Source organism: Aporhodopirellula sallentina SM41, from assembly GCF_000346505.1.
Taxonomy (GTDB): Bacteria; Planctomycetota; Planctomycetia; order Pirellulales; family Pirellulaceae; genus Rhodopirellula; species Rhodopirellula sallentina.
The window spans coordinates 12,802-26,477 of the sequence record NZ_ANOH01000489.1; the positions used below are offsets into that span (position 1 = coordinate 12,802).

The following is a 13,676-nucleotide window of genomic DNA, read 5'->3' on the forward strand; positions in this document are numbered from 1 at the left end:
CTTCATCGAACGCGGCTAGCAAGAAAACGATTGCACCATCGTATCCGGTGCGACGCTCTGCGGCACTCCACCCCAAACCACTTGCCAATGCGTCGCACACCCACTCAAACCTCCGGCAAAACCGGCCCCATCAGGCTTCACCGCGAGTGCGTCTTGCCGAAGCCCCCCGCAGCGGATATCTTCACGCGACACACATGCGGATGTGGCGGAATTGGCAGACGCGCTAGACTCAGGATCTAGTGCCCGATAAGGGCGTGGAGGTTCGAATCCTCTCATCCGTACTCCTACGAAAAAAGGGTTTTCGCTGAACGGCGAAAACCCTTTTTTCATTTGCCCATGGCACACACCAAGCCCCGCAGCGCAGATCGATCACCCGTGCTGTTCGGGGGCTGCGCCGTTTAAAAATGCCATGCTCGCAAGATTGATGTCCCCCTCCCGAACGCAGAGGCGGTGCAGTTTTTTAAGTGCTGTATTGCCAAGCGTTTATTATCACCCTCCGATTGGGAGGGTCGAGCGAAGCGAGAAAAGGGCTCAGCATCAAATCCAGCGTGCAACCCTCCGCGGCCCGAAGCAGTCCGCCCCCCCCCAAAAAAAAGGAGTGGGGAGGGTAACGCAATACTGAAAGACCTCCGCACTTGGGGAGGGTCGGAATGCGAGCGTTCAGCGAGAGGTCCGAGAAGGGCAGTGCCTGCCGTTTCCCGTGCTCAGGCCAACTCCCTTATAGTATCTCGCCGCCTACGGAAGCACGAGGTCGAGACTCTCCGTATCTGCCGACACCACAACGGGCTCGGGAAGAGTGACTTCCATCGGACCGCCTTCGCGTCTTCCTCTCGTTGGCGCCGCCCTTCGCGACGAAGGAGCTCCGGCTTCCACGGCCGGCGGCGGGCCTAACGAGGTCATCGTCACCACCACCGTGTGGCTGCCCACAACAGCCCCTTCGACGTCCCTGGAATACTCCAACGAGTAATTGCCATTGGCATCTGAGGTGCCATACGAAGGGCGCCCCTGAGCGGCATAGAACGTGATCGATGCATTCGAGACAGGCTGCCCGTTTTGCAACACCGTGCCCGTCACCGGAACAATCTCTGGCCCCTCGGGACCACACCCAACGCAGGCTACCAACAGAGCAACCGCCCACAGAGGAACACGCAAAACTTGTCGCGTTCCACTCAAACACTTCCTAATCATTCGAACTCTCCTGGTACGGTCCCGTCATACCGGTCCATCAGAGCGGTATAAATATCAAACTGAATGCTCTCGGTGAGGAAATGCACCGATCCGTCCGCGAACAAGAACTGCGCTCCGCCCGTGTGCTGGGAACGAAACGCAGTGTTGCCCCACGATGTTGTGTACTGGTTGTTTGCCCACGCACCGCTGACCACACCTTGGCTGCTCTTGGCGGTCCAGCTATCTCCCGAGTAATTGATCGGGAAACGGGTGACCACGTAATTCGACAGGTCTGAACTGTGCGTACCGGTGGCACAGGACCACATTCCGCCACGCACCGCACTGGCGCGGAAATCGTTGTCCAAACCGTGGAACGCACCCTGTTCACCAACTGCGATCGTATGCGACGTGCCGTCGAGCATCGTGGCGAATCTCGTGATCGTCCCAGGCCAGTTCTGCCCCATGTTTTCACGCCACTTCACGCCAAAAAAGCCGTTGTCGGCGATGACACCGACACGTTGCCATTCCGCGGATTCGTGCCAATCAGCCACGGTGCCGCCCTTGTAGTTGCAACCGTTGTTTCCCGCGTAGTCAGAAATCTGCACTTCGATCGTCTCCGGAGCCCCAAGAGCCTGTGTCGCCGCACTCGTTGGGTAAATCCAAGTCTTCGGCAGAACACTCGAGGGACAACTGTAACTCGGCACCCTCAACCGATTCATCGCATCCCACGCGCGAGCCGGTGCAGCCCATGACGCGTCCATCAAATCAAACGTCGTCCCCTCATAGGTAATCCCGTCGACGGCGGCCCCTTGTTCCAACTGCGGCAAAATCCGAATCAGCCAGGACGTCTGACGCTGCCAACCATCTGCCGACGGCCCCTCACCGAGCACCGCGAGCGGAAACTGCTTGTACGCGTCGTGATAGTTGTGAATTGCCAAACCAATCTGCTTCAAATTGTTGGAGCAACTCATTCTTCGAGCCGCCTCACGAGCCGACTGCACCGCAGGAAGCAACAACCCAACCAACACTCCAATAATTGCGATCACGACCAACAATTCAACAAGAGTAAAACCTTTACATCTTTTCCAACGCATTACGCCTAATCCCATATATCTGCAGGGCACTAAATCAAAATCAAACTTGAATAACACAAACGCAACTGCTGTTCCAAAAACACATTCCTACTCGCCCAACATCACTGCCGCCCCAAACAAAAAAACACCGATCACCTCCAGACGATCCTTGCGTCTTGCACAAAGAAGCAAAAACGCCCCCCGTAGCCAATCATCAATAACGCTTAAGCCACCCTCCACTCAGACAACGAAACGCGATCTGCCCACACACAAAAAACTAAAAACACTCCTGCCACACTTGCATCAAAACACACAAAGCAACACCCCCCTGCGCACAACTTAAGCACACACCCAAAAAAACGAGCACGCACACAAGGCATGAAACGCCTAATAAAACAACGCCTTACACCACCTAAAGATCGCGTATCAAACACACGTTCATCATCACGCAGCAGTGGCTCGACAGCCAAGAAACAGCCCGCCCGCCAAATCCACACCGCGACAACCCAAAGGCGCATAAAAACCAAAAAGCCAACCTCAACAAACCTATAATCCGGTGGGCGCCATCCTAAACTCCCCCATCAAAACCGCGGCGAATAAAGATCGGCTAATAAGTCCCTGAGCAGACTTCAAGACGCAAGAATGTCTACGCGCGTTTCACCAGAACAAACCTTGATCAAACCCAACCGAACAACGTTTTCTTGATCGGGCGATTATGTTTCTCGCGCGGCAATCCAGAATGCCGCAATAGCCAACAAGATAGACAGCAACATCCCTCGATAGGAAACGACCATCCGAGAGGAGCCTGCATTGCATGCTTAAGACAACCGGCCAGAGAAAGACCGCATTCGCATGAGACATACAGGACTTAACAAACACCACCAAACCTATGCATACGAATTCATATGCAATCCAACAATATCACTTCTCAACAAGCCAGCAGCCGACGAGCGTTGGTCCCAGTTGCCTCATTTAAACCGCCGACCATTCTCTTCGCCTGACATACTTCCAATCAGGCTCTTAATACAACACCACCAACACTTCACTGATGCCTACTAGACAACACTATCAATCGACAAGACATACAAACGAAAGAAAACACATCCCTTGCACATCAACGTCAACCAAGCATCAAACTCAATCCTTACAAACTTCGAAATCACTACCAACCAGTATCGCAGCATATCAACAATAAAACGGAACATTCCGTTCCCGCTCTCGGCACCCTGAAACAGGCAACTCTCCAGTCGCAACAAACCTGATGCAAGCCGACGTTGAACATAGGATAGATCTCGCGACAAACGAGTCTTGTCCGTTTCCTAGGACGTCGCTTGAATATGCGCACGCATCGCGCATTCTGAGCCACCGCGCACCCTCCAAAACACGCCCGCACCCTCCTCATGGGGGAACAAAAGAGGCAAAGAGACCGGCACTTACCGTCGTTTCGCCGCAAATCAGCGATCCGGGGGCTTCTCCTCCGGCGGGCTGCGTGCCCCTCCAGGATGTCGCCTAAATGCTATATTCTTGGCCGTGATCACCCCACTTCGCAGATACGAGAGACAAAACGATGAGTCGTGCCCTATTGGTAATTGATGTCCAGCGAGAATATTTCGAAGGCGCGTTGCCGGTCTCTTACCCCGATGGCCACTTGCAGCGGATCCTCGAAGTCATGGACGAGGCCGCCAAAGCCAAAGTCCCCACGGCCGTGATCCGTCACCATCAACCCGATCCGGATTCGCCAATGTTTCGGCTCAACTCGGACATGTGGCAACTGCACAGTGAAGTCGAAAATCGCCCTCGCGACATTTTGATCGACAAACAACTCCCCGGCTCGTTCACCGGTACCGATCTCGATCAATGGCTGAAGTCGGTCAACGCCGACACCGTTTGCATCACCGGATACATGACCCAGATGTGCTGCGACACGACCGCTCGCCAAGCTTTTCACCGGGGATACAAAGTTGAATTCCTCAGTGACGCGACCGGAACGCTCGACGTCGAAAATGAAGCGGGAACCGCCAAGGCGGAAGAACTGCAGAATTCGATTCTCGTCGCCCAGCAAATGTTCATCAGCGAGGTCATCAAGACTCAGGACTGGCTGCCGCGTCTCGCTACCAACGCTTGATCCGTCGCGAGTACATCCGCGAGTCGCTCGTACTGCTCGATCGAGTTGTATGCCTGCGCCGAAATGCGCAGGCAGCCTTGATTCCCCACCCGCAGTACTGGGAACTCAAAACGATGTTCCCCGCGCAGTCGTTCGGCAATCTCGCGTAGCCGCTCGTCAGTCAAACCGCTCCACCCCGGCACAGGAATCGTTGCCAAACTGCCGAGCATGGACTCGGGAACGGGCGCATCGACTTCCAGTCGATCGAGCAGTCTCGATCGACCAGCGACAACCAGCCGATGGTTACGCTGCATCAACGCCCGCATTCCCTCGGTGTTGATCCCAGGCCCCACATCACTGCCGCCTGCGAACAATCCGCTCAAAAATTTGATCGCCGTCGGAAGAGCGAGCAGCGGTGACGGATCGAATGTGCCGGGCCAATTGAAGTTGGCGTGAAACGACGTGTCGCCCAATCCTTCGGTGTTCGCCCCGTGACTGATCACGGTCGGCTGGATGTCGCTCTGCCATTCTTCGCGAGCAAACAAGAACCCGGACACTTTAGGGCCACACCACCATTTATGGTGATTCGCGGTGTAGTAGTCCGCCCCCAACGAAGAAAGGTCCACCGACAACATTCCCGGACCATGCGCGCCGTCTACCATCACGCGCACTCCGCGCGAGCGCGCCAAACGGACGATCTCAGCAACCGGCATCACGATCCCCGTGGGGCTGGTCACGTGATCCACCAACACCCAACGCGTCTTTGGCGATAACGCGGCGGCGATCGCATCCAGGATTTCATCGGAACCACGAATCGGAAACGGAATGTCGGCCACAACCACATCCGCGCCGGCGACCTCTGCCGCATGCCGCACGGCATTGTTGCACGCGTTGTATCCGTGATTGGTAATCAGAACCTCGTCGCCCTCCTGCAACGGCAGGGATCGGATCACGGCATTGACACCCTCGGTCGCGTTTCGAACGAACACGAGATCCCGAGACGACGCCTGCATCTGCGTCGCGACGACGTCACGCACCTCATCGAGCTTCGGCAGGAGCGTTCGCTCCGGTGCCAGAAACTCGATCGGCTCTCGCTCGAGCCGCTCCGACCACCCCCGCTGAGCCTCCAAGACACACTTGGGTGACGCACCGAACGACCCATGATTGAGAAAATCAACGTCAGGGCGGAGCAACCAATGCTCGCCGAGCGAATGTCCATCCACAGCCAACTGGGTCAAGTTCAAGCCTCCACACACGATAGACAAACACCAAGCACAATCATAGAAACAGGCACCATCATCGAAGATGAAACCACACCAGCCCTTCCAGACCTCCCGCGCGGACGCATCCCGGCGAGCAGCATAGAGCGAACAACACATTCTTCCCAGCCAACAGACTTCCCAGCCAACAGATCTGCGATGCGTGCCCGCACACAGTCGTCCGACAACCCTTCCCAGAGGTTCGCCTCGCCTCTTTTGAAACTCAGCGCCACCCATGCCCAGCGATTTCGAACGATCACCCGAACTCTGCCAATGGCTTCTCCAAGCCTTGTCGGCCCAAGACATCGTCAGCGTGCAACGTCTGCAATCACTTTGGAGCGGCTACGGAGAGATCGTTCGCGTCGAACTCAGCGGGGGCCCCGAAAAGTCAGTCATCGTCAAACACGTTTCCCCGCCAACACAGAAAAGCCATCCCCGCGGATGGAACACATCACGATCGCACGAACGCAAAATTCGCTCGTACGACATCGAGTCGAATTGGTATCGATCATGGAGCGATCGCTGCGACGCAAACTGCCGCGTCGCACGATGCCTCGCGGAAGACACAATCTCGGGCGGGCGTGTCTTAGTCCTCGAAGACCTCGACGCCGCAGGCTTTCCGGTACGACGCCAACACCTCGATAGCCAGGGCGTCGCAACAGGACTGCGTTGGCTCGCGAACTTCCATGCGACCTTCATGGGAACACCCCCATTTGCCAAAGACAGCCCAAACGGATTGTGGCCAACCGGATGTTATTGGCACTTGCAAACCCGTCCCGACGAATGGGAAGCGATGCCCAGCGGACCGCTCAAAGATGCCGCCAAAGCCATTGACGACAAACTGCAGTCGGCAAAATTTCAAACACTGGTCCATGGCGATGCCAAAGTCGCCAACTTCTGCTTCGCAGACGCCCCCTCCATTGCACCGGCGATGGTCGACTTCCAATACGTCGGGCGAGGTTGTGGCATGAAAGACGTCGCGTACTTCCTCGGCAGTTGCCTCAATGAGACGCAGTGCGAGCAATTCGAGGAAGCCCACCTGGAAACCTATTTTGAAACGCTACGCAGCGCGACGGCGAACAGTGACACCCACCCCGACATCGCCCCCGACATCCACACCGACATCGATTTGCTCGAACGCGAATGGCGAGACCTGTACCCGATGGCATGGGCAGACTTCGTACGGTTTCTCGAAGGATGGTGTCCCGGCCACGCCAAACTGCATCAGTATTCTCGCAGAATGGTGGACACCGCGATCGAAAAGCTGAACGCCACCTGAGCGTCAGCCGGCATAATCGGTACCCACGGCATCGGGAAATGGCCCACATTCAACACGTGCCGGTCTATAGAAATCTTGTTGAGCAGCCCTATTTTGCGAGGTAAACTGGTTGGTTGGGAACGGTCGCGACGGTCTGCTGCGAATCGTCAGGACGGCCGTTGCCGGGTGACCGATCGGGCTCGCCTTTTTGTTGTAAATTACACCTACGGGGCTGTGCCATTTCTCCCGCTAAAGGTTGGGTCCGCCGCGTGAACCCTTTGGGTCCTCCAAGGCTGGCAAACCCTCGATCATGACCGCCCCCCAGACCCGTTTGTACCGCTTCGGTTAATCAGTGAGTGTCCGCCCGTCGGCCCCATGCAATCATCTAGAAACCTGCCGACCAGGATCACCTTGCTCGAACGGGCACAATCGGGAAAAGACCATCCCGATTGGAACGAACTGCTGCAGTACTACGAACCGTTCATCCGTCGCTTCCTGATCGGAATGGGGACCTCACCGTCGGACGTCGATGACGTGTGCCAACAAGTCCTCTCGCGTGTTTGGCAAGAACTCGTCAATTATCGACGGGTTGAAGAGAAAGCCCGGTTTCGAACTTGGCTCACTCGACTCATTCTCAACGTCGCGACCAACGACTACTGGAAACGAAAACGGGCTCAACGCGTCGGCAGCACCGACGTTAGCAACCTCGAAGATTTACCACAAGATTCACCGGAGATCGAACAGCGTATCGAAGCCGAGTGGCAAAGGCATGTTGTTCACCTCGCAATGGACCGCATGAAGGAAATCTTCTCTGGAAACGCGATCGAGGTTTTCCTTCGCAGCACCGAAGGAGAATCATCGGCCAAAATCAGCGAAGACCTCGGCGTGAGTGTCCAGAGTGTTTACGTACTCAAGAATCGGGTGAAGAAGAGACTCGCCCAAGAAGTCAAACTGCTCCGAGAACAACTCGAATTTCCGGACTCTCCCGAATGAACACCGAACCTGCGACCACCTCATCGGACGGCGAGAATGACGACTCTCATCGTCGTATCGATCCACTGGTGAAACTTCTCTACGACGCCTCCGAGGAGATCACTTCGGAGGAGATGAACGATCCCTCGACGTTCGACGAGATCTGTCCGCTCTACACGTCGATCTGCAAAATCGACGACCGATATCAAAACCCGGAGTTGATCGGTCGTGGTGGGATGAAAGAGGTCTTTCGGGTTTATGATGCCAAGACCGTCCGACACGTCGCATTGGCAAAACCGCTCGCCAAATTTTCTCATGACCACTTCGACGCATTCCTGCGTGAAGCCCACCTGACGGCGCGTTTGGAACACCCATGCATCATCAACCTGTTTGACATGGATGTCGACGCCGACGGTCGCCCGTTCTTCACCATGGAATTCAAACAAGGCCGTTCGCTCCGTGCGATCCTTGATGAACTTCGCAACGGTCATGAACGCGATCGCTTTCCCCTTCGCAAACGGTTGATGCTGTTCATGCGGGTCTGCGAAGCGATCGCGTATGCGCACTCGCAACGCGTGCTGCACCTCGATATCAAACCCGACAACATCCAAATCGGCGAGTTCGGCGAAACCCAAGTCTGCGACTGGGGACTCGGCGTCGTGATGCCCTCCGATGAAACGATGCATGACTCCGAGGTTTTACTCGACCCCGACCTGTACGGGCCGCTGCTCGATTCCGTAAAGGGGACACCCACGTACATGGCTCCCGAGCAAAAAAACCGGGGCACGAAGAAGACGCCTCAAATGGACATCTACGCTCTCGGTTGCGTGCTCTGCGAGATCGTCACCTTGCAACCGATCACTTCCTACCAAAAGAAGCGACCGCAGACGGATTCCGCGTTGGCCGCGATGATTCAGAAAGCCACCTCAACCGACCCTTCAGATCGCTATGCGGACGTCGACTGTCTGCACGAAGACATCTCACGGTTCTTGGCCGGATACAGTGCGTCCGTCGAACAAAGCAGCGTCCTACGCGAAGTCGGACTGTTTTGGCGTCGTCACCGTGATGTGTGCGCCGTCGTCTCGGGGTCGGTCATCATCCTCCTTCTTTTTGCCGCATTGTTTGTTTCGCAACTCAGAGAAAAACACCAAACCGCAGTCGCCGCACGCGCCGACGCTGAGACCGCATGGATCCGAGCCGATACCGAACGAGCACTCGCCACCACCGCACAGAAGAACGCGGAACGCGCCAAAGAACGCGCCGAAGAGTCACTCGCGAAATACATCGTTGAAAAGAACAAATCCGAAGAACGCCTCAAAGCACAGGTTCATTCGGCGGTCGAGGTGTCCGATCACCTGACCAGCATTCCGCTGATCCCGAAAGACACCTTTGCCACGACGGTGAAGATGTCGATGCAACATATCGACACCGTGCTTTCTAACAATCCGCCACCGGAATCACGCGTCTGGCACAAAAAGTTTTGGCTGTATTTCCTGATGCAAGACTTCAAGTCAGCCACAAAACTGCTTGATGACGAAAAAGGAGTTGAACCCGACCTCGCCGACTTCGCTCGCCGCTACGTCGAAAAAACGAACAATAGTGGTTACCTCCACACCGCGGCGTTCAGACAACTCATCACCGACCTGTGCCACTCCAGCCGGTTCCGGGCCCCATTGGCGGAGAAGATGCTGATCTACGATATGAAATACCCACGTTCTATCGAAGACCGAGTGAAAATTGTCTACACCTGGGTCCGAATCAACAACCGCAAACCAGCCGACTTGGAGCTGGATTTCGATGCCGACAGCAAAGCGGTCCGACTCCGCGGCAAAGTCCAGTCACTCGTTCGAACACTGTCATCGCCATGGCCGCCCGGTGTCAGGGTAAACCTTCTTTACACGCTCCACCCAAAGTCACTCGACATGCGTGGCACGAACGTCAGCGATCTGTCGGAGCTCGCTGACCTTGAACTTCTCGAACTCGACGTTCGCGACACCAACGTCACCGATCTGTCCCCACTCGTTCAGAACCGCAGCCTACGCCGGCTCATCGTTGGCGTGGATCAGTTCACAGACGCGCAGCTAGCCCCCCTTCGAAACGCTCCCCACATCAACGTCATCAAAGAAAAGCAAACCGAAGAATAGAAGATGCGGAGGAACGCGAGCTCACGATCTAGCGGTCGCTAAAAGGGCGCGAGCAACAAGCACCGGAACCCCTCTCTTCGCGTAGTGGATCTTGTTAAAGATCCTCACCCACCAAGATCTTTAACAAGATCCACTACCCCCCTACCCGAAAACCAATCTCTGCCAAAGAGGGGAAGGCCTACACTAGACCCACCCACCGAACCACAGAGGGGCGATTTCGGAAGCGTTTTAAAAACACCTAGCCGATAACGCCGAACTTCGGTGGCCTGAATTCTGGCGAGTCCGACTACAGGCATCAGTCGCATCAAGTTTCTAGATGCACTCTTCGCATCCCCCTCACGTGCGCATGCAACATCTTGTGAGGCCCCTTCGCGCACAGACTGCAAAACGCGGCACGAAGAGAACGATTTGCAGTCCACCAAACGTGCTTAGAGAGCGACGAAACGCCACAAGAACACTCTACGGAAAGAATAGTTTCGTTTTTTTCTTCTCACAGTGTTTAGATCGGCGAGTTTGGCTTGTTTAACGCTATAGACAAGGCCTTTATCACAACACAAGGAGGCGGTCCGGAGCACTATTTCTCGCTTCGGAAATAGGACGCCTCTCCACCAAAAACAATGCCTATCAACAGTCTGGACATCCCCAAATGAAACTGATTGCACACCTCGCTTTGGCTCTTCTGGTCTCCGCCCCCCTCGCATGCACCGTCGGCTGCGGTGACTCCAACCAACCGGTTGACGTGCTTCAGGGTCAATCGCGTGAAGACCTCGACGCGCAAGCCGACGCCATTTCGGCTGAGTTCGAACGCTCTGGCGAAGAATCCGATACTCCAGGACCGACGGCCGAAGAAGAAGCAATGAACCGGTCATAAACCCAACACAAACACGAGGAAGCTTGGTTGCCACATCAGCAAACGCGGCGTCCTTTAAAGTCAACAAAACGAAGTCAACGAAACCTTGATCAGCTCCCACCAGGCGTAGCTGATTTCCCGAACATTTTTGTTTTTACTAAGTGAGAAAACCATGAACACCATGTCTCGTCCCTCTAACCGCTCCTCCAGAGACGGCTTCACCTTGGTGGAACTGCTCGTCGTAATCGCAATCATCGGCGTGTTGGTCGGCCTGCTGTTGCCCGCTGTCCAAGCCGCTCGAGAAGCCGCACGCCGCATGAGCTGCAGCAACAACTTCAAACAAATCGGCTTGGCGATCCACAACTACCACTCCGCCTACAACCAATTGCCCAAGAACATGTCCGGTACGGACGCCCGTGGCACCGGCGATAACAGCAAGAACAACGCTCTGCTGCTTAGCTGGCTCGTCGGTGTGACCCCGTTCATCGAACAGCAAGCAATCTGGGAACAAATCACCAACGGTGTCGACGCCGAAGGCGATCAGTACCAACCGATGGGACCAGCACCCTGGTACGGTGGTTTTCAACCGTGGGCACTGGATATCCCCGCCTTCCGTTGCCCGAGCGATCCAGGCGTTGGTCTACCGTCGCTCGGACGCACCAACTATGCGTGTTCCCTTGGTGACAACCCACGCATGTCTCACTCGGGCGGTAAGAACCGGACCGATTATTATGACTGGAACGGAACCGCGGCGTGGCCAGGTTGGAACTCGGTTCAAGACCTCGCGGCACGAACCACCAGCGACTTGGCAAACGTCCCTGCATGGGTACGTGGCAGCAACCGCGGTATGTTCTGGAGCCGCCACGTGACCAAGTTCCGTGACGTTCTCGACGGTCTTTCCAACACCATCGCCGCTGGCGAAATGGCGACCAGCGTCGGACAGAAAGAGCTTATCGCCGAAGTCGCTCAGAGTGCTCACTACAGCACCTTGTTCACACCGAAAAAGTGCCAAGATCTGGCCGACCCCACTCGCCCTCAATTCTATCCGAGCAGCCAAAACGTTCTCTCCGGAAACCAAAGCCGTGGCTCACGTTGGGCTGACGGACGTTGGGTCTTCTCGGCAGTGCATACCGTGTTGCCACCGAACTCGGCGACCTGCTCGACCGGCGGTGACAACGGCCAAGGCATCTCGACAATCTCCAGTCGTCACCAAGGCGGTGCTCACGTGCTGATGGGCGATGGTGCGGTCAAATTCATCACCGACTCCATCGAAGCCGGCGACGCCAACGCCGACCCAGTACAGAAAGGCGAGAAGAGCCCTTACGGACTTTGGGGTTCGCTCGGCACACGTGCTTCGAGAGAAATCATCGACGAAGAGTTCTAAACCTCCGCGTCCGAATCGACTCGATCGAACATCCCGTTGCCAAAAGCAACGGGATGTTTTTTTGTAGACAGAGCAGCATAGTATTCCGACGAGGCTTGCTCTTCGGATAGGCGGTAGTGGATCTTGCGAAAGATCCTCAGGCACCAGGATCTTTCGCAAGATCCACTACCTGAACGAAAGATGGCATAAACGACCAAAGCATTCTGAAATTCGGCGGATCCACCCCCGTAGCGAACGTCGCCAAGACTTTCGGTGATTCACCAGGGCCCGCCGAAGCTCTTGGCGAGTTTCGCTACCCAAGTGAATTCCAAATCTTGACGGGTCCAAATCCCGTAGCGAACGTCCCCAAGACTTTCGGTGATTCGCCAGGGCGCGCCGAAACTTTTGGCGAGTTTCGCTACCCAAGTAAGTTTCAAATTTTGACGGGTCGGAACCTCGTAGCTGGATTCGCCAGAATTCAGACGACCGAAGTTTGGCGACATCAACTACATCATTTCCAAGAACACTCAAATAAGCATTGGCCTCATTTCCGACCTCAACATTCGCGCACACACCGCGCACGAAAGCCGACCGATTAACGGATTCGGCTCCCGCCCTTCTTTCAACACAGCACTCACTCTACCCGAGGTGATTCCTCGAGTTCCTTTCCGTTGAGCACCGATTCATCAATCGATTCATGACGAAAAACGATTTGATCCACGTTCCAACGAATCGACCTGCCTGACATTACCAGGGTGTAGGTCTCACCCGCTTTGAATTCGTAAAGCGGCAGGTGCTTCTTGTGATGAGCGTCGAGCATCTTGGCCCATCCCCACGAGTCGGCATTTCCTCCATACAGCTTCGTGTCCACCGTCAGGATATCTATGCCTGCCCCTTTCTCGTTGGCCTGAAAATCGCCGACCACACGAAAATAGCCGTCGTTGCATTTGTCACCCGGTTCACCCTCGAGACGTTTGCGTGACCGCACAGAGAGTTGATACGTTCCCGGCTTTTCAATCGTGAAACGGTACTGCAATGGCGACTTGGGATTGCCGCCGTTTTTCGTGTTCGCGGTGAACTCGATGTGCCCCTTCCCGCGATAGTCTTCGACGTCAGTTTTCAAGACCCAATCGCCTAAATCGGAATGAGTCGATTCAGCCTCCATCACCACCAATCCGCCACTTTCTCGAAAGTGAACCACACCGCCACTGGAGTCATTCGTAGCTACTTCCCCGCCGAAACACGGTGCCGAAAGCCCGACGAAAACAAGCAATGCTGCGCAACGAAAATCATACTTCTTCATCAAATTCCACCTTAGCAAAATCAAAGTTCGATGAACCCATCGTGAATTGTGAACAAAACCCAACCGTGAATTCGCGAGCCGATCGCTTTCGTCCGGAGATGTCATCCAAATCAACAAGCCGTTGAGCATTTTAAAATTGGACGCATCCGATACCTGTATCCGGATTCGTCAGAATACAGACCA

General features: G+C 55.3%; 11 protein-coding genes and 1 tRNA gene. 7 read left to right on the forward strand and 5 right to left on the reverse strand.

Annotation, left to right across the window (positions count from 1 at the left end; translation table 11 throughout):
* Positions 1–196 precede the first annotated feature (196 nt).
* A tRNA-Leu gene (locus RSSM_RS31230) sits at positions 197–281 on the forward strand.
* A 454-nt stretch (positions 282–735) separates the two neighbouring features.
* On the opposite strand, the gene RSSM_RS31235 is transcribed toward RSSM_RS31230, so the two are convergent.
* The 3 genes from RSSM_RS31235 to RSSM_RS35125 form a co-directional block, all read right to left on the reverse strand.
* Positions 736–1,152, reverse strand: a complete 417-nt coding sequence (locus RSSM_RS31235; RefSeq protein WP_144060271.1) for a carboxypeptidase-like regulatory domain-containing protein — start codon at positions 1,150–1,152, stop codon at positions 736–738.
* Between the two features lie 32 nt (positions 1,153–1,184).
* Positions 1,185–2,276, reverse strand: a complete 1,092-nt coding sequence (locus RSSM_RS31240) for a DUF1559 domain-containing protein (RefSeq protein WP_044304153.1) — start codon at positions 2,274–2,276, stop codon at positions 1,185–1,187.
* Between the two features lie 1,019 nt (positions 2,277–3,295).
* Positions 3,296–3,445 (reverse strand): hypothetical protein, encoded by a 150-nt coding sequence (locus RSSM_RS35125; protein ID WP_236621523.1) that lies wholly within the window; start codon positions 3,443–3,445, stop codon positions 3,296–3,298.
* 362 nt (positions 3,446–3,807) lie between these two features.
* On the opposite strand from RSSM_RS35125, the gene RSSM_RS31245 reads away from it, so the two are divergent.
* Positions 3,808–4,365 carry a cysteine hydrolase family protein gene (locus RSSM_RS31245; RefSeq protein ID WP_044304154.1) on the forward strand — a complete coding sequence of 186 codons (558 nt, stop codon included), beginning with the start codon at positions 3,808–3,810 and terminating at the stop codon, positions 4,363–4,365.
* On the opposite strand, the gene RSSM_RS31250 is transcribed toward RSSM_RS31245, so the two are convergent.
* Positions 4,329–5,582, reverse strand: coding sequence for an aminotransferase class V-fold PLP-dependent enzyme (locus RSSM_RS31250; protein WP_236621524.1), 1,254 nt, complete (start codon positions 5,580–5,582; stop codon positions 4,329–4,331). The two genes, RSSM_RS31245 and RSSM_RS31250, sit on opposite strands and share 37 nt — an antisense overlap.
* A gap of 256 nt (positions 5,583–5,838) precedes the next feature.
* Between RSSM_RS31250 and RSSM_RS31255 the strand changes: the two genes are divergently transcribed.
* The 5 genes from RSSM_RS31255 (at position 5,839) to RSSM_RS31275 (ending at position 12,211) form a co-directional block, all read left to right on the forward strand.
* A complete protein-coding gene (locus tag RSSM_RS31255; protein ID WP_008689544.1) occupies positions 5,839–6,882 on the forward strand; it encodes a phosphotransferase in 1,044 nt (347 codons plus the stop codon).
* Between the two features lie 354 nt (positions 6,883–7,236).
* Entirely contained in the window at positions 7,237–7,854 is a 618-nt protein-coding gene (locus tag RSSM_RS31260; protein WP_008689545.1) for an RNA polymerase sigma factor, read from the forward strand.
* Positions 7,851–9,977, forward strand: a complete 2,127-nt coding sequence (locus tag RSSM_RS31265) for a serine/threonine protein kinase (protein ID WP_008689547.1) — start codon at positions 7,851–7,853, stop codon at positions 9,975–9,977. Before RSSM_RS31260 ends, RSSM_RS31265 begins: the two co-directional genes overlap by 4 nt.
* Positions 9,978–10,623: 646 nt before the next feature.
* On the forward strand, positions 10,624–10,848 hold the full coding sequence (locus tag RSSM_RS31270) for a hypothetical protein (protein WP_008689548.1): 225 nt from the start codon (positions 10,624–10,626) through the stop codon (positions 10,846–10,848).
* A gap of 160 nt (positions 10,849–11,008) precedes the next feature.
* Entirely contained in the window at positions 11,009–12,211 is a 1,203-nt protein-coding gene (locus tag RSSM_RS31275) for a DUF1559 domain-containing protein (protein ID WP_044304156.1), read from the forward strand.
* Between the two features lie 613 nt (positions 12,212–12,824).
* Here RSSM_RS31275 and RSSM_RS31285 read toward each other — a convergent pair.
* Positions 12,825–13,493 carry a hypothetical protein gene (locus tag RSSM_RS31285; protein ID WP_144060272.1) on the reverse strand — a complete coding sequence of 223 codons (669 nt, stop codon included), beginning with the start codon at positions 13,491–13,493 and terminating at the stop codon, positions 12,825–12,827.
* Positions 13,494–13,676 lie beyond the last annotated feature (183 nt).